General features: G+C 60.9%; 11 protein-coding genes. 1 reads left to right on the forward strand and 10 read right to left on the reverse strand.

What is annotated here, in order from left to right; translation table 11 throughout:
* Positions 1-192: 192 nt before the first annotated feature.
* The 10 genes from L6D82_RS12675 to L6D82_RS12720 all read right to left on the reverse strand — a co-directional run bounded on the left by L6D82_RS12675 (position 193) and on the right by L6D82_RS12720 (position 16,275).
* A complete protein-coding gene (locus tag L6D82_RS12675) occupies positions 193-2,181 on the reverse strand; it encodes a calcium-binding protein (protein WP_236189283.1) in 1,989 nt (662 codons plus the stop codon).
* A 223-nt stretch (positions 2,182-2,404) separates the two neighbouring features.
* Positions 2,405-5,998 carry a glycosyltransferase gene (locus L6D82_RS12680; RefSeq protein WP_236189285.1) on the reverse strand — a complete coding sequence of 1,198 codons (3,594 nt, stop codon included), beginning with the start codon at positions 5,996-5,998 and terminating at the stop codon, positions 2,405-2,407.
* Positions 5,999-6,115: 117 nt separating this feature from the next.
* Positions 6,116-7,687, reverse strand: a complete 1,572-nt coding sequence (locus tag L6D82_RS12685; protein ID WP_236189287.1) for a flagellar hook-associated protein 3 — start codon at positions 7,685-7,687, stop codon at positions 6,116-6,118.
* Between the two features lie 13 nt (positions 7,688-7,700).
* Positions 7,701-9,746 (reverse strand): flagellar hook-associated protein FlgK, encoded by a 2,046-nt coding sequence (flgK, locus tag L6D82_RS12690; protein ID WP_236189290.1) that lies wholly within the window; start codon positions 9,744-9,746, stop codon positions 7,701-7,703.
* 21 nt (positions 9,747-9,767) lie between these two features.
* Positions 9,768-11,060, reverse strand: a complete 1,293-nt coding sequence (gene flgJ / locus L6D82_RS12695) for a flagellar assembly peptidoglycan hydrolase FlgJ (RefSeq protein WP_134022238.1) — start codon at positions 11,058-11,060, stop codon at positions 9,768-9,770.
* 11 nt (positions 11,061-11,071) lie between these two features.
* A complete protein-coding gene (locus L6D82_RS12700) occupies positions 11,072-12,160 on the reverse strand; it encodes a flagellar basal body P-ring protein FlgI (protein ID WP_039765528.1) in 1,089 nt (362 codons plus the stop codon).
* A 27-nt stretch (positions 12,161-12,187) separates the two neighbouring features.
* Entirely contained in the window at positions 12,188-12,883 is a 696-nt protein-coding gene (gene flgH / locus L6D82_RS12705) for a flagellar basal body L-ring protein FlgH (protein WP_085605729.1), read from the reverse strand.
* A 53-nt stretch (positions 12,884-12,936) separates the two neighbouring features.
* Positions 12,937-13,722: a flagellar basal-body rod protein FlgG gene (gene flgG, locus L6D82_RS12710; RefSeq protein WP_007958342.1), complete on the reverse strand. Its 786-nt coding sequence runs from the start codon at positions 13,720-13,722 to the stop codon at positions 12,937-12,939.
* A gap of 45 nt (positions 13,723-13,767) precedes the next feature.
* Positions 13,768-14,508: a flagellar basal body rod protein FlgF gene (locus tag L6D82_RS12715; RefSeq protein ID WP_007958343.1), complete on the reverse strand. Its 741-nt coding sequence runs from the start codon at positions 14,506-14,508 to the stop codon at positions 13,768-13,770.
* 204 nt (positions 14,509-14,712) lie between these two features.
* Positions 14,713-16,275 carry a sigma-54-dependent transcriptional regulator gene (locus L6D82_RS12720; protein ID WP_236189291.1) on the reverse strand — a complete coding sequence of 521 codons (1,563 nt, stop codon included), beginning with the start codon at positions 16,273-16,275 and terminating at the stop codon, positions 14,713-14,715.
* Between the two features lie 280 nt (positions 16,276-16,555).
* On the opposite strand from L6D82_RS12720, the gene phhA reads away from it, so the two are divergent.
* Positions 16,556-17,347: a phenylalanine 4-monooxygenase gene (phhA, locus tag L6D82_RS12725; protein WP_236189293.1), complete on the forward strand. Its 792-nt coding sequence runs from the start codon at positions 16,556-16,558 to the stop codon at positions 17,345-17,347.
* Positions 17,348-17,442 lie beyond the last annotated feature (95 nt).

The following is a 17,442-nucleotide window of genomic DNA, read 5'->3' on the forward strand; positions in this document are numbered from 1 at the left end:
CTGAACCTTTGCCAGTCCGGGCGCAGGTGAATGACCGCGAGCGCTCGTTTTATGGCGATTTGAGGGGGACTTGCAGGAAACGCGCCAGCTCCGCCAGCCCTGTGTCGGCGGGGAAATACGGACATGAAAAAAGGGATGAATCCGTTGCCGGACTCATCCCTCTCATCAAGCTACTTCAGTGAATCGGGCGGATCAGCCAAACATCGCAAATCCGTCGACAGTCGCCGGCAGATCGTAGACCTGACCATCGGCGGTCTGGATATGCTCGATGGTGTTGAAGCCAGCGTACCAGTCCGCCAGTTTCACACCGTTGTCCGGCACACCGGTACGGCTATCGTTGGCGCTGTGCAGGTAGGCATCATTGCCAATGCGGGTGACGCTCAACTGACTGGCGTTGGCGATGGTATTGAGGATCAGGGTGTCGTTGAGATCCAGCCCTTCATCCTTGATGGTGACCAGGCCGCTGGTATTGACCACATAGGTATCATCCCCCTGCTCACCGAAGGCGCTGCCACCGGAATGCGACTGGCCGGCGAGGTTGAGGATCAATCGGTCATTACCCTCATCACCATACAATCTGAAGTTGCTCCCGGTAGCCGTCAGGATATCGTTACCCTCGCCGCCGTAGGCATCGCCGCCAACCATGGTGATGGTATCGTTGCCCTCATCGCCCCTGGCATAACTGAACGCATCGTTGGCGTCACTGACGATGACATCATCGCCAGCCCCGCCGTACAGACTGTCGGTGTTAAAGCCGTTTTCATCCTGACCGGATACCAACCCACCGTAAATGTGGTCGTTACCCTCCCCCCCATAGATATTGTCGTTACCGGCACCACCCACCAGGATGTTGTCGCCCGAGTCTCCATACAGGGCATCGTTGAAGCGGCTGCCGTGCAGCCCCTCGATATCGAAAAAGGTGTCAGAGGCCGCGATACCACTCGGCGAACCCCACTCAAGGGAAACATTCACGCCTTCAGGACTGTCGTCGTAACTGACGATGTCTATCCCGGCCCCGCCTTCAAAGCGGTCGCCACCGGCGCCACCGTACAGCACGTCATTGCCGGCCCCCGAGATGATGGTGTTGGCCTCGTCGTTACCGTAACCGATGAAGTCTGCACTGCCGGTATAGGTCAGGTTTTCAACGAAAGAGGCCAGGCGCATCGTCGACAGGCTGGTATTCACCTGATCGGTACCACCCTGGTAACCCTCGACCTCTTTGATGGACACACCGGTACCGTTGATGGTGTACACATCATTTCCCCACTCGCCTTGCAGCGTCACGCCACTGACGTTGGCAGTGAGATGATCGCCGAAGAATGACCCGATGACGTGCTCGACATTCAGCAGCGTGACACCCGCCGCACCGGCACGCGGGCCGATGTCGATGCTGACGCCATCCCAGGACTGGCGATAGTTCACAGTGTCGTAGCCATCGCCGCCATCCACGATCATGGTGTTATCGAGCAGATACACCGTGTCATCGAAGGCCGAACCCTGGATCGCCTCGATGTTGGTGAAGGTATCTCCCAAGGCAATGGTCATCCCATCGCTGGACCAGTCAGAAACGTTCACACCTTCCAGACTGTCGCTGTAACTCACGGTATCGAAGCCGTCGCCACCCACGAAGTGGTCGGCACCGGCGCCACCCCACAGCCAGTCGTTGTCGGCGCCACCGATGATTTCGTTGTCACTGGCATTGCCGTAAGCCTTGAAATCGCCGGTGCCGGTGAACGTCAGCTTCTCGAGGAACGGATCCATCTTGATGGTGTTGAGGCTGGTGCGCAGTTCGTCGTAGCCGAGGCCGCTTTCTTCGATGATGGTCACACCTTCGGCGTCGACGATGTACACATCGTCACCACCACTGCCTTCCAGCGTCACGCCTGCCACGGAAGCGGAAAACGTGTCGTTGTGATAAGTACCGAATACCTTTTCCACCGACAGCAACGTATCGACTTTGCCATCAGGCCCGGTGACCGTTGTCGCGTCGACGCCAAACTCGACGCTGATTCCCGACCCCATGGCGAAATAGTTCGCCGTATCAAAACCTTCACCGCCGTCCAGCACGTCTGATCCCGCAGTGGCGAACAGCAGATCATCCGACTCCAGTCCATAGAGTTCGTCATTGCCATCGGTGCCCCACAGGCCATCCGCATCACTCGTTCCATTCACTACTGACATTTGCGTCTTCCTTGCGTTGTTGTTGAATCGGGAAACCTGCCTCCCGGGCACAAGCCGATCACGCCAGCAGCAACCGTCCGAGGTCAGCGAATAGAGAAGTATCGACAGGAAAATCCCGATTCTTGAGGCTCTGCGGTGAAAAAAGTATCGATACTGATACAAACGGAATGTTGAAGACGCAAAAAAGGCGACTCGAAAGTCGCCTTTTTTTCAGCAGTGCCGGTCAGTCCGCCAGCCAGCCGTTTTCCCAGTACCGCAGGTTGTCGCCACGCAGCACGTAATCGCGCAGTACGACTTCACGCAGCTGATCACCCATGCGGTAACTGGCATCCGGATCAGCCAGGTGCATGCGGATCGCTTGCAGCCACTCCTCGGTGGAGTTGGTCTTGACCCGGGTGCACGGCAGGTAACCCTGATAGGCCTCGGTATCGGTGCAGACCACCGGGTAGCCGCACGCGCCGTACTCCAGCAGGCGCAAGTTGCTCTTGCAGTCGTTGAAGATGTGGAACTCCAGCGGTGCCAGGGCCAGGTCAAGGTTGAGGCTGGCCAGTTTCGCCGGATACACATCCAGCGGGATCACGCCGTGGAATTCATGCATGTACGGACGCAAGTCATCCGGGCACATGCCGAAAAACACCCAGTCGACCTCGTTTGCCAGTTCACGGACCACATCGGCAATCACCGCCAGATCACCGTGGTGGCTGGTGCCGCCGCCCCAGCCGACCCGTGGCTTTTTCGAGGTGCGACGCTGGCTGCGCAAGTCGGTCCACAAGTGTCGCGACAACATGTTCGGTACGACCCGGATGTCGTGATGCATGTCCGACAGGACATTGGCCAGCGGCTGAGTAGAAACGACCACCCGGTCGCACAGACCGATCGCCCGCCGCACCAGCCGCTCCATTTCCTGCTTGTTCGGCATGTTGCGAATGTGCGCGTTGCGATGAGGGACATCGATGACATAGTCATCGAGCTCGTAGATCCGCCGGGCGTTGAAAAAGTTTTTCAGCGGTGGAATTTCATCGATGGCACTTTCCGAATAGCGCCCCTGCAATACGATCACATCGGGGGCCTGGCGCTCGATGTCGATGATCGAAGGCAAACCGTAGCAAATCCGCCCTTCGGCACGATTGGCCGCCTCCAGCTCGATCATCGGCTGGCTGATGCGATAGTGACCGATGGCGGAAGCGTTGATAGGCACCGCCAGCACATTCGGCAGCTGCTTGCGCGAAAACGGACTCCAGCCGGTACGCAAGCCTGGTTCCAGACTGAAGCTGGTCGCACCGACACCCTGCACCGCCAGATTGACGTTGAACGCAGGATCGCGCGCAATCAGTGGCAGCCAGCGCTTGTAGAACGTTTCGTGCTCCTGAATCTGCAGTTGCTCTTCTTCTGCCGTGGCCTCGGTCGTCGGCCGCGTCCCCAGGGCCAGCATGGCATAAGGTGTCCAGACCACCAGATAACCTTCCCGGCCGACGCGCAGACAAAGATCCGCCACATTGAGGGCCTGCGCCAGATCCTGCTCGTCGAGCCCGTCGACAGCTTCGTAGACAGCCTTGCGAACCATCAGGCAATCACCGCCGACCGCACTCAGGTCATGCACCGCCTGCAAGCGGAACATGTACCCGTCCGCCTGCAACGACTGACCATAGAAAGGCAACCCCACGGCGCCCTGCATGCCCAGAATCAGTCCGGCATGCAGCACGCAACCGTCCGGATTGTACAACTTGGCGCCGACGACCCCGACTTCCGGGCGCTGCGCATGATTGAGCAGTTCGTCCAGCCAGTCGGACTGGGTGATCACCGCAAAGGTATTGAGCATCAGCACGTATTCGCCGCGGGCCTGCCCTACCGCAAAGTTGTGCGTGGCGGCTGCATTGCCCTGTTGCGCAAAGCTCAGCACGCGAACCCGGTCGCTGCCCAGTTGCGCCATGCCGTCCAGCCAAGCCAGCGCTTCGGCACTGGTACTGCCGTTATCGACCAGCAGCAGCTCGTACTCGGTGTAGGCGGTTTTTTCCAGCAGCGTCTCGACGCAACGCTGCAAGGCGGCGGTCTGGTCCCGGGTCACAATGATGACCGACACTAGCGGACGCCAGGCGTGATGGTAGTCGACGCGATTGAGCAGCTCGCAGCTGCCACGGCGAATGTCGTGGGCCAGGCCAAGACGCTGCAGATGCGCTTCGAGCACGCGCGGATTCTGTTCGAGGACGCCCGGGGCCACGAGCCACTTGGACAGGTCGAAAGGCGACTCCAGCATGACCTCGGCAATGTGACCGACAACCTGTGTGCCATCGTTCTCCACCAGACGCCACAACACATCGTGCGGCGCGAGCTGAGCGAAGTCAGGTGCAAAACCACCGAGCGCCAGAAAACGTTCACGCTCGAACGCCAGTGCCCGGCCGACATAAGGGTAGCTGCGCATCAGGTCGAGGTTGAAATCCGGCTTGAACGCAGGTTCTGCCGACTCCCCGTTACGCAAGCTGCCCTCGTCGCTGTAAAGACATTTCAGTGACGGGGAATGCACGATGCGCTCGGCCATGACCAGCAACGCCGGCGCCACCAGCCGATCACCCGCCTGCAGCAGGTAGAACCAGTCGGCTCCCGCCAGTTGCGGCAGCAGCGCATTGATCTGCTCCATGCCGTCCTCTTGCAAAGGCATGCGGAACACCCGCCCGTCCAGCTCGGTTTCGGTACACGAGGCGGACAGGACAAGGATCAGCTCCGGCGGATAATCCTGAGCGGCAAGCGATGCCAGCGTGCGTTCGACACTGTCACGACTGCCCTGCCCGTCGATGACGATCGGCACGATCCGGGGTTGATGCGACCAGCCGGCCAGGGTTTCCGGCAGCAACGTGCGCTGACCTTCGGTCAGTACCCGGCAGTTGAGCCACTGCGCGTAGAGCTCGGCAAAACTCCAGCTGTCGATGCCGACACTCCATTCCTGGCGGCTCTGTTTGGAGCCCAAGGTGCGACTCAGCGGCAGCTCTTCCCAGACCCGCGGAGACTCATCGGCCTTGCTCAGCGGGACATAGCGAACCCATCCCGGCGCCGGCGCCGCTTCGCCGCTGCGCGATTTGAGCATCTGCAGCATCCACTCACGCTCGACCTCGAGCGCGTCTTTCATCGGCTGTTGCGCACTCAGGCGTTCCGGGTACAGCCGCTCGGCGCTGAGCACGTTGTTGGACACCGCCAGATTGCCGCGCCGCAGCAGGCAGACGTACAGGGCAAAGTCCAGCGACGCGACGAAGCAGTGACCTTCCTGAGTCAGCGCCGGCAACAGCTCTTCAACGTCGGCACGCCGGAACAGTGCGTTGGTGAATCCACCGAGGACGTTGACCGGGAACTTCTCGAAGATGCCCAGCAGATCGTCGCCCTTGAACAGACCGCTGTGCGGCGACAACGATGTGTTTTCCAGGCGCGCGGGCAGGATGATGTCCTGCGCATCCCAGAACAGTCGCTGGGCCAGTACCAGCCTGACCTCTTCACGCATCATCTCCTGGGCCTGCTGCCGGATGCAGTCGGCATACAAGTGATCGTCGTCGCACAGGAACTTGATGAACTCGCCCTGCGCCTGACTCAGGCACGCCTTGAGGTTGCCGATCATTCCCAGGGTGCGCGGATTGCGCACGTAGCGCACCTCGACGCCGGACTGCTCGATGACCGACGCGACGATGCGTTCGATCTCGCAACCCCGACTGTCATCGCAGACGATGATTTCCAGAGGGCTGTAAGTCTGGCTGACAGCACTGTTCAATGTCCGCTCGAAGAAGCGCGGATTGAAGGCAGGAATGACGAGGCTGACAAGAGGAAGTGAATTCACGGCGGACTCGCAAGCGGCGGGAACCCGCCCGGAACAGCGAGCCCTTTGAAACCGCAGAAAAAGACAAATGATACAGAGCGATCAGAGCAAGCGGGCGCTTGCGCGCCCGCTCAGGCTTCAGATCTTGTTGAACAGGCCCAGCTGGGAGATTTTGCTGAACGCCAGTTGCGAGGCCTGCAGCATGGTCTGCTGCAAGGTCAGGCGGGTCATCACTTCGGCCGGATCCGAATCACGGATCGTGCCCTGGGTGGTGGCGTTTGCCAGCTGCAGACTCTGGTTGGTGGTGCTCTGGTCGTCCAGTGACTGCCCGCGGGCACCGATGGACGTCACCGCACTGCCGATCTGGTTGGCGGCGCTGTCGATGTTGCCGAGCGCCGACTCCATTGCCCCCTGGAATTTCTGCTTGGCCACCGGATCACCGTCGATCGGAGTGTTCAGCGCCGTGACCATCTGGCCCAGGGTGTCGAGCACGTTCTGGGTCTGGTGGTTGTTGGACTGGATCGAGAACTGGTCACCGGCCGCTGGTGTGCCACCGAGGGCGAAGGTCACACCCGCTGCCGTGGCATTGCCACCAGCCACGGTACCCGACGAGATCGGCTTGCTGTCGGCAGTGACAGGCGCCGCGTACAGGTCGAACGCGGTGGCGCTGGTGAACTTCAGGACTGCGCCGCCACCCGACGGGAAAGCCGCGTCGTAGGCTGCCTGGTTGGTCACGCTGGAACCGGTGATGACCGCGGTCGACGGGTTGCCCGGGCTGCGCGAAGCGGTGAACGAGTCCGGCGAAGCCGACAGCTGGAAGCTATGACCGGCAATGACCGCGTCCGGGTTGGTATCGCCAGCCTTGAGGTTGATGTTCAACTTCATGTCGACGCCACGGAAGCTGACCGTCTGGTTGGCGCCGTTGCTGTTGCTGATCAGACCGTTCTGGCTGGCCTCGGAAGTCACGTCGTTGCCCAGGGCATCGGTGATCTTGAGCTGAGTGCTGCTGATGAAGTCCACGGTGTAAGGCTGACCGGCCGTAAACTTGGCGTTGTAGGTGGCGGCGGTGCCGACCGTACCGTTGGTCAGCACCACGCGACCGTCATCGACGGCCGGAGCCGTCATTGTGGTCTGGGTGCGGCTGGTGTTGATGGTCTGCTGGAACGCATCCCAACCGGTGGTGTTGGTGGCTACCGACAGGCCGTCACCAATGCCCAGGTTGATCTGGGTCTGGTCACCGTTGTAGGTGTAAGTGCCATCGGCGTTCTGCGAGTACGGCGCGGTGTCGGTCTTCGAACCGGAGAACAGGTAATTGCCGTTGGCATCCTTGGAGTTCATCAGGCCCAGCACTTGTTGCTGGATCTGGCTCAGTTCGGCGGCGTAAGCCTGGCGGTCCTTATCGGTGGCGATGCCGTTGTTGGCGGCCAGACCGATTTCCTTCGCGCGCTGCAAAGCAGTGGTGATGGAGTTCAGTGTGGATTCCTGAACGGTCAGCGCGCTCTTGGTGGTGTCGATGTTGCCTTTGTACTGATCAAGCATCGCGGCCTGCTGACCGAGCTTGAGCAAGCGACCGGCGCCGATCGGATCGTCGGCGGCGGTGTTGATGCGCTGCAGGCTGCTGGCTTCGTTCGCGGTCGCGACAGCCTTGCTGTAGTTGCGCTGATATTGAGCAGCTTGCGTCGCGTAATACTGAGCGGTGGAAATGCGCATGAATTACGACTCCTTAAAGACTGTTGATCAGCGTGGCGAAGGTTTCCTGCGCAGCCTTGATGATCTGCGAAGACGCTGTGTAGTACTGCTGGTACTTGACCAGGTTGCCGGTCTCTTCGTCCAGGTTGACCTGAGACAGCGAATCACGCGCGCCCTGCGCCTGATCCAGAATGGCGGTGGTGGCCTCGATGTCGGACTTGCCTTGAGCGGCCTTGGTACCGACGTTGGTCACCAGCTTGTTGTAGGCGTCGGTCAGGCTGATGCCCTTGCTGCCCGAGCCGGTGTCCACGGTCTGCTTGGTCTGCAGACCAACCAGTGCCTGGGCGTTGCGGTTGTCCGAAGACGCCGCGCCGGTCAGGCTCATGGTGAAGGTTTCGCCGGCTTTCGGCGTCGCGCCCACGGTGGTCTGCACGGTGAAGGTTTTCTGCACGTTCGGCGTGACGCTGGTATCCATCACCGGTGCGCCGGTGGAGTCGACCATGCCGATCTTCAGGTTCAGGGTGTTGGCCTGCCCCGGCACGATGGTCCCGGAGCCGATGGTGTTGCCCTTGGCGTCGACCATGTTGTACGACTGGCTGCCGCTGGCGACCGCACCGAACACCAGTTTGACCGGAGTCGAATACTTGAGCGCGTTCTGCAACTCGGCCTGGGAAATCGGGTTGTAGATATCGATGGTGTCGGTCAGCGTCGGCTGGGTGTAGGTGCCGGAATTATTGGTGCTGGCCACGCCGGTCAACGGTGCCGCCGCCGCGATTTTCTTCGGGTCGGTGAGCACGGTCTGGATGCTCGAGGCCGCGCCACGGGTCGGAGTCACCTTGAAGGTGTCACCTGCGCTCAGAGCACCGCCATTGAGGGCCAGGGTGAAACCGTCGATCACCGGAGGCGGCGTGGTCGTGGTGCTGAACGAACCCATGTCGGTGCCGTCCGAGCGCTTAACCGTGTAGTTGGTCGCGCTGGTGAAAGTGACCTGGTAATCGTTGGTGGTCAGCTTGCCGGTGTCCTTGATGGTCACGTCAAGGTTGCCCGAACCCGCGCTGTTGCCCGCCTGGGCAATGCTGCGCTGACTGATCAGCGCGGCACTGTTGATGTTGTTGAAAATCGCTGCGCCGAAGTCACCGTTCTTGTCGATGCCCTGGGCTTGCTGGCGGTTGACCTGATCGGCGATCACCAGCGCCACACGACCCAGCTCGTTGAGCGACGGGTCGAGCACTTCCTTGCGATAGCTCAGCAGACCGCCGATTTCGCCACCGCTGATCACCGAAGTGATGTCGATGGTGCTCGAACCGCGATCCATCTGGATGCCCATGCGCGACGGGTCATCCTTGCTCGGCACGGTGCTCAGGGTATTGGTGGTGTTACCGACAACCAGCGGCTGCCCGCTGCCGACGTAGACGTCGAAGCTGGTGCCGCGCTCGACGACCTGCGCGCCGACCAGCTGGGAGAGCTGGCGCACGGCTTCGTTACGGGTGTCGAGCAGATCGTTCGGCTGGCCGCCGCTGGTGGAAATCTCGCCGATTTTCTGGTTGAGATTGGCAATCGAGGTGGCCAGTTTGTTGACCTGGGCCGCCATGTCGCCAAGGTTGCCGTTGAGCGTGGTGTTCTGGTCGTTGAGCTGCTTGGCCAGTGCGTTGAAGCGGCTGGTCAGGGCTTGCGCGCCGGTCAGCACCGACTGACGGGAAGTGTCGTCGGTGGCAGAGGTCGATACGCCTTGCATCGAGGTGAAGAACTTCTGCAACACGCCGGTCAGGCCGGTGTTGGTGTCGGACAGCGAACCGTCCAGCGCTGTCGCCTGCGCGCCATAGGCGGCCGCTTCGCTGCTCAGCGAGGTGGCGGTGTGCAGCTGCGATTCGAGGTAGGAGTTGTACACCCGACGCACGTCGGCGAGGGTCGTACCGGTACCGATGAACACGTTACCGTACTGAATCGAGGACTTGGTGCCCTGCACGGTTTGCTGGCGTGAATAACCGGCGGTGTCGACGTTGGCAATGTTGTTACCTGTCACAGCCAGAGAGGAAGAACTCGCGTTCAACCCCGACATCCCGATATTGAGCAAACTCATGATTCAAACCTTACCTTGTGTTTATAAGGGCGTTGTTGGAACGCCGGCCGCAGCGTAGTTCTGATTGACCGTCATCTGCCTGGCAATCTGCGAAATCTTCGTCGCGTAGTTCGGGTCGGTCGCGTAACCGGCCTTCTGCAATTCGCGTACAAACTGTTCTGGGTTATCGGCCGACTTCAGCACATCTTGATAGCGATTATTGCTCTGCAGCAAAGTCACCAGATCGTGGAAGCTGTCCTTGTACGAGGCGTAGGAACGGAACTCGGCCGTCTCCTTGACCATCTGCCCGTTGCGGAACTCGCTGGTGATCGCCCGGGCCGAATCGCCCTTCCAGTTGCTGCTCGCCTTGATACCGAACAGGTTGTGACTGCTGCTGCCGTCCTGGGCGCGCATGACCGATTTGCCCCAGCCGGTTTCCAGTGCAGCCTGAGCCACCAGATAACGCGGATCGACGCCAATGCGGGCGGCGGCTTCCTGGGCCATCGGCAGCATGGTGTTGACGAACTGGTCGGCATTGCTGAACGCGCGCTTGGCGGGTGCCAGCGGGATCTGCGCCATGGCTCGGCCGTAAATCTGCATCTGCCCGCCGGAAGCCTTGTCTGCCTCGGCACGGTCCAGCCAGTCGCCGTTGTACAGCGGGCCGGAACCGGTGACAGCGGCGGTCGTGGCGCGTTGCGGCAGTTGAGTGGCCGCTGCCGGCGTGGCCGACGGCACCAGACCTGCGAGCAAGCGATCCGCCAGTTTCGGCGGCAACGCCAGACGACGCTGGTTGATCATTTCCATGTCATTGCGATGGGTCAGTTCGGTGTTCGGCGCATGCACCGAACGCGACGCCCACAGTGGACGCTCGCCGTTGAGTCGCGACAACGGGCCATTGGTGGCCACGGTGCCGGCGGCAATCGGCGTGGCTACGGCAGCGGCCTTGGCTTTGGCTTCTTCCTGCTTGGCGGCGGATGCGGCCGCAGCCTCGCCCGGCGCCATCGGTTTGTTCTTCGACATCTGCTTGATCAGCACGTCGGCCAGACCGATACCACCGCCCTCGCGGGACATGGAAACCGCCAGTTGCTGGTCGTACATTTCCTGATACTGCTTGGCGGCCGGCGTGTTGAGCGGGTTGTCCTGGCCCAGCGCTTCGGTGGCCGAACGCATCGACTTGAGCATTTCACCGAGGAACAGCGATTCGAATTCCTGCGCAACCTTGCGCATGTTGCCGTCGCTGTTCTTGTCGCCGACCTTCAGCTGGTTCAGACGATTGAGGTCGGAGTACGAACCCGAATCGCTGCTGCTGACCAGACCGCTTTTGCGCATATCCATGGTCGCCGTCCTCAGATCACGATCAGGTCGGCTTGCAACGCGCCGGCCTGCTTCAGTGCTTCGAGGATGGCCATCAGGTCACCCGGCGCTGCGCCGACCTGGTTCACCGCCCGGACGATCTCGTCGAGAGTGGTGCCCGGGCCGAACTTGAACATCGGCTTGGCTTCCTGTTCGGCATTCACCCGCGAGCGCGGTACCACGGCGGTCTGGCCGTTGGACAGCGGGCCCGGCTGGCTGACGATCGGGTCTTCGGTGATGGTCACAGTCAGGCTGCCGTGAGTCACGGCGGCCGGCGACACCTTCACGTTCTGGCCAATGACGATGGTGCCGGTACGCGAGTTGATGATGACCTTCGCCACCGCCTGACCCGGATCGACTTCGAGGTTTTCCAGGATCGACAGGTAGTCGACGCGCTGGCTCGGATCGAGCGGTGCGGTCACACGGATCGAACCGCCGTCGATGGCCTGGGCCACGCCAGGGCCGAGCATGTCGTTGATCTTGTCGACGATGCGCTTGGCGGTGGTGAAGTCGGAACGGTTGAGGTTCAGCGTCAGGCTGTTGCCCTGGTTGAAACCGCTCGGCACCGAACGCTCGACCGACGCACCGCCAGGGATGCGACCGGCCGACGGAACGTTGACGGTGATCTTCGAACCGTCACGGCCTTCAGCGTCGAAACCGCCAACCACCAGGTTGCCCTGAGCGATGGCGTAGACGTTGCCGTCGATACCCTTGAGCGGGGTCAGCAACAGAGTGCCGCCGCGCAGGCTCTTGGAGTTACCGATGGACGACACGGTGATATCGACCTGCTGACCCGGCTTGGCGAACGCCGGCAGATCGGCACTCACCGATACCGCCGCAACGTTTTTCAGCTGCACGTTGCCCGATCCCGGCGGCACCTTGATGCCGAACTGCGAGAGCATGTTGTTGAAGGTCTGCAGGGTGAACGGGGTCTGCGTGGTCTGGTCGCCAGTGCCGTTAAGACCGACCACCAGGCCATAGCCGATCAACTGGTTGGAACGCACGCCGGAAATGCTGGCGATGTCCTTCAACCGTTCGGCTTGTGCATTGAAGGCCGCCGACAACAGGAACGCGGCCACCATGAGACTTCTGAAATTCAACGTAGCCACCTAGAAAGGGAACAGCGGGCTGAGGAAGAAACGGTCGAACCAGCCTGGCTGACTCGCATCGGCGAACGAACCGGTGCCCGAGTAGGTGATGCGCGCATCGGCGACCCGGGTCGAGGACACGGTGTTATCGGTGGCGATGTCATCGGCCCGCACGAGACCGGCGATCCGCACCAGCTCGTCGCCGGTGTTGAGGGTCATCCACTTCTCGCCACGCACGGCGATGATGCCGTTGGGCAGCACGTCGGCAACGGTCACGGTGATCGAGCCGGTCAGGGTGTTGCCCTGGGCGGCCTTGCTGTCACCTTTGGTCGCGCGGTCGCCTTCGTAGCTGGCGCTCAGGCTCAGGTCATTGCTGCCGATCGGGTTGTTGGTGGTCGCACTGCTGCCGAACAGCGACGTCAGACCGATGCCGGTCTTGCTGTTCTTGGCCACCTGCGAGTTGGCGTTCTTGCTGGCCTGGGTCCTCTCGTTCAGGGTGATGGTGATGATGTCACCGACCCGGAACGCCTTGCGGTCGCTGTACAGGTTCTGTTCGAAACCGGCCTGATAGATCGAGCCGTTGTTGGCGGCCGACGGCAACGGTGTGCGCGGCAACACCGGGGCGTAGTAAGGATCATTGGGCTTGGGCGTCGGAGCGACGCAGCCCGCGAGCGAGACGACCCCACTCAATGCCACAACAGATACAAAGCGCTTCATGACCCTTACCTCACGGTGTTGCAGGCGACCTCATGGCCGCCTCATAGACTTGATTACAGATTCTGCGTTACGAACGAGAGCATCTGGTCGGCGGTGGAGATCACCTTGGAGTTCATCTCGTACGCGCGCTGGGTGGTGATCATGTTGACCATCTCTTCCACGGTGCTGACGTTGGAGGTTTCCAGGGTGTTCTGCAGGGTGGTGCCGAAACCGTTCAGGCCCGGAGTACCGACTTGCGGTGCACCGGAAGCGGCGGTTTCCAGGAACAGGTTGTTGCCCACCGCTTGCAGACCGGCCGGGTTGATGAAGTCGGCGGTTTGCAGGTTGCCGATCACTTGCGACGCGGCGTTGCCGGCAACGGTGATCGACACGGTGCCGTCACGACCTACGGTGAAGGTCTGGGCGTTGTTCGGAATGACAATCGCCGGCTCCAGGGCGAAACCGCTGGCGTTGACGATCTGGCCGTTGGAGTCGAGGTGGAAAGTACCGTCACGGGTGTAGGACGTGGTGCCGTCCGGCTGCAGGATCTGGAAGAAACCGCGACCGTCGATGGCCATGTCCAGCGGCTGCTCGGTGGTTTGCAGGCTGCCGGCGGTGAAGTTTTTCTGGGTGCCGACAATGCGCACACCGGTACCCACTTGCAGACCTGACGGCAGTTCGCTGTCCTGGGTCGACTGGGCGCCTGGCTGACGCTTGATCTGGTACAGCAGGTCCTGGAACTCGGCGCGGTCACGTTTGAAACCCGTGGTCGACACGTTCGCCAGGTTGTTGGAAATGGTGGTCAGGTTGGTGTCCTGGGCGGACAGACCGGTTTTGGCAACCCATAGAGCCGGAAGCATTCGATTCTCCTCGTGCGCCTGTTTTACGGCGCGACGTTCTGATAATTAGCTGATCTGCAAGACCCGAGCCATGGCCTGGTCGTCGTCTTTGGCGGTATTCATCATCTTGACGTGCAGTTCGAACTGCTTGGCCAGGGCCAGCACCGACGTCATCTCTTCAACGGCATTGACGTTGCTCGACTCCAGGAAACCCGACACCAGTTTGACGTTGGCATCGGCCGGCGCAGGCTGGCCGTCCTTGGTGTAAATCGAACCGTCCAGGCCCTTGTTCATGTTCTTGATGTCCGGGTTGACCAGCTTGATCCGGTCGACTTCGGCCATGACGCGCGGCCCCTCGCCCATCGCACGGATGCTGATGGTGCCGTCTTCACCGACTTCCACCTGCTGCTCCGGCGGCACGGCGATCGGCCCGCCATTGCCCATGACCGGCATGCCGTTGCCGGCACGCAACACGCCGAGGGCATCGATGTTGAGGCTGCCGGTGCGCACGTAGCTTTCACCGCCATTAGGGTTCTGCACGGCGATCCAGCCGTTGCCCGACACGGCGACGTCGAGGTCACGGCCGGTTTGCACCAGCGAGCCCGGCGTGAAGTCGGTGGCGGGCCGTTCGCTCATGGCAAACGCACGCGCCGGAAAGCTGTCACCGAACACCGGCATCGAACGCGCCTGCTCCAGGTCGCGCTGAAAACCATTGGTGGAGATGTTCGCCAGGTTGTTGGCATGAGCCTTTTGCGCCAGTGCGTTCTGGCTGGCGCCGGTCATTGCCACATAAAGGTACTTGTCCACACTCTTTCCTCTGCATGCCGGACGTTTGCCGCCCACCGCTGTACTGCTGAGCCATAAGCAATTTGCAGACCAACTTTTTTCTGGCGGCTGAGGGCCCGGTAAACAAAGGACTTGAGGGATTTTGCGAGGATGAGGGAAATGTATCGAAGTCGAAAAACCGGCGGTGTCATGCCGCTTGGCGGCAAACACCCGATCCGGCCGTGATCACTCGGACGCGTCCTTGCCGACTTCATACTCACGCAGCTTGTTGGCAATCGTGGTGTGCGAAACCCCGAGCCGCTTGCCCAGTTGCCGGCTGCTCGGATGCTCTGAATACAGTCGCTCCAGTACCGCCTTCTCGAAGCGCCCGACAATCTCGTCCAGCCCGCCTTCGAGGGAGAAATCGCCAAGCGGCTGACGCACGCCGTAATCCGGCAGGCGAATGTGCTCGGCCTTGACTGTGCCGCCGTCGCACAGCGAAACCGCCTGGAACAGCACGTTCTCGAGCTGCCGCACGTTGCCCGGCCAATGGTAGTGACTGAGCCGGTCCATCGCCGCCGGTGCCAGTTTCGGCAGCGGGCAACCGATCTGCCGACTGGCCTGATCGAGGAAGTGCTCCACCAGCGGCGTCAAACCGTCAAGGCATTCGCGCAGTGGCGGGATGTGCAGCGACAGCACGTTCAAGCGGTGATACAGATCCTGGCGAAACTCGCCGCGCGCGCACAACTCCGACAAGTCGACCTGGGTTGCGCAGATCACCCGCACATCCAGGTAGACCTCTTCATCACTGCCCACCCGCCGGAAGCAGCCGTCCTGCAGGAAGCGCAGCAATTTCACCTGCAAGCGCGGGCTCATTTCGCCGACACCATCAAGGAACAGCGTGCCGCCCGCCGTCAATTCCAACAGCCCGAGCTTGCCTTCGGCACGCGCGCCTTCAAAGGCACCGGGGCCGTAGCCGAACAGTTCGGTCTCGGCCATCGACTCCGGCAGCCCCGCGCAGTTGAGCGCCATCAACGGCGACTGTCCGCGCGGACTCGCCAAATGGCAGGCCCGCGCCAGCAATTCTTTGCCGGTGCCGGTTTCGCCTTCAATCAATAGCGGTGCATCCAGCGGTGCCATGCGCCGTGCTTCACGCACCACCGCCGTCATCACTTTCGAGCTCTGGAAGATGCTGTCGAAGCCACGCAACTCTTGTTTGCGCACGTTATAGATGCGCTCGCCGACGCGGTCCGCGCGGTGCAAGGTCAGCACGGCACCGGCCATGGCCTCGCTGTCGTCGTGTTCCGATTGCAGCGGCGCGATGTCGGCAAGAAAGATGTCGCCCTTGACCTTGACCCGCATGCCGTTGATTCGCGATTTGTTGGCGCGCACCAGTTCCGGCAGGTCGAAATCCTCGGCGTAACGCGACAATGGAATACCCGGTACCTCGTCCACCCGCACCCCGAGCAACTGCGCCGCCGCACGGTTGGCCGCCACGATGGAGCCGCCCATGTCGATCGACAGCACCGGAAACTCCAGCGCACCGAGCAGCGCATTCAACTCCATGTGCCGCCGCTCGCTGGGCATCAGCCCTACCCGCTTGACGCCGAACACCCCGGCAATCGCCTCGAACTTGGGTCGCAATGCCTGGAATTGAATGTTGATCAGGTTCGGGCAATGCAGATAGATCGCGTTGCCATGCTCACCGCCCACCTCGCCACGGGCGACGTTGATCCCGTACTCCACCAGCAGATTGAGAATGTCGCGCAGGATGCCGATGCGGTTCTGGCAGTGGACTTTGATACGCATATAAAGGCCCGAAACAGGTGAAGAGGCGGTCTGGCGCCGGAATTTTCTGCGCAGCGCGCAAGATAGTCGTCAAGATTATGTGACAGCCATCGGCCTTTTCAAACCCGACAGTCACCGCAAACACGACTTATCGCACGAAGCGTAACGAAAATTTTACGAATTAAAGAGACTTTTCCTACTCCACCAGTCTTCAACCTGCTGCAACAACGAACGTTCCGGGGTATTTCTCAGTTCATCGCAGGACATAACAAGAACGAAATTCCCCTCGCAGGAGAGCAGTATGAAGCAGACGCAATACGTGGCCCGCGAGCCCGATGCGCAAGGTTTTATCGACTACCCCGCCGAAGAACACGCGGTGTGGAACACGCTGATCACCCGCCAGTTGAAAGTGATCGAGGGTCGCGCGTGCCAGGAATACCTGGACGGTATCGAAAAACTCGGTCTGCCCCACGACCGCATTCCGCAACTGGGCGAGATCAACAAGGTGCTCGGCGAGACCACCGGTTGGCAGGTTGCCCGAGTTCCCGCGCTGATCCCTTTCCAGACCTTTTTCGAATTGCTCGCCAGCAAGCAGTTTCCGGTGGCTACGTTCATCCGCACCCGTGAAGAACTGGACTACCTGCAAGAACCCGACATTTTCCACGAGATCTTTGGCCACTGCCCGCTGCTGACCAACCCGTGGTTCGCCGAATTCACCCACACCTACGGCAAGCTCGGCCTGCAGGCGACCAAGGAAGAACGCGTTTATCTGGCGCGCCTGTACTGGATGACCATCGAGTTCGGCCTGGTCGACACCCCGCAAGGCAAACGCATCTACGGTGGCGGCATCCTGTCTTCGCCGAAAGAAACTGTTTACTCGCTGTCGGACGAGCCCGAGCATCAGACCTTCGATCCGCTGGAAGCGATGCGCACGCCGTATCGCATCGACATCCTGCAACCGCTGTATTTTGTCCTGCCGAACCTCAAGCGCCTGTTCGACCTGGCTCACGAAGACATCATGGCCATGGTCAAGCAAGGCATGCAGCTGGGTCTGCACGCACCGAAGTTTCCGCCAAAACCAAAAGCCGCGTGACCCGCGACTTTTGCTTACAAGTGAGTCTGTCCGTCGTCGCCACTTTGGTTTAGCGTGGCGACACTGACCGCCAATATAAAAAAACACCTTCAGAT

This window comes from Pseudomonas paraglycinae (assembly GCF_021601625.1).
Lineage (GTDB): Bacteria > Pseudomonadota > Gammaproteobacteria > Pseudomonadales > Pseudomonadaceae > Aquipseudomonas > Aquipseudomonas paraglycinae.

Coding starts and splice junctions, on each gene's coding strand:
- L6D82_RS12675 (WP_236189283.1), bottom strand. CDS start 2,181: ATGTCAGTAGTGAATGGAACGAGTGATGCGGATGGCCTGTGGGGCACC.
- phhA (WP_236189293.1), top strand. CDS start 16,556: ATGAAGCAGACGCAATACGTGGCCCGCGAGCCCGATGCGCAAGGTTTT.
- flgJ (WP_134022238.1), bottom strand. CDS start 11,060: ATGGATATGCGCAAAAGCGGTCTGGTCAGCAGCAGCGATTCGGGTTCG.
- L6D82_RS12700 (WP_039765528.1), bottom strand. CDS start 12,160: ATGGTGGCCGCGTTCCTGTTGTCGGCGGCCTTCAATGCACAAGCCGAA.
- flgK (WP_236189290.1), bottom strand. CDS start 9,746: ATGAGTTTGCTCAATATCGGGATGTCGGGGTTGAACGCGAGTTCTTCC.
- L6D82_RS12685 (WP_236189287.1), bottom strand. CDS start 7,687: ATGCGCATTTCCACCGCTCAGTATTACGCGACGCAAGCTGCTCAATAT.
- flgH (WP_085605729.1), bottom strand. CDS start 12,883: ATGAAGCGCTTTGTATCTGTTGTGGCATTGAGTGGGGTCGTCTCGCTC.
- flgG (WP_007958342.1), bottom strand. CDS start 13,722: ATGCTTCCGGCTCTATGGGTTGCCAAAACCGGTCTGTCCGCCCAGGAC.
- L6D82_RS12720 (WP_236189291.1), bottom strand. CDS start 16,275: ATGCGTATCAAAGTCCACTGCCAGAACCGCATCGGCATCCTGCGCGAC.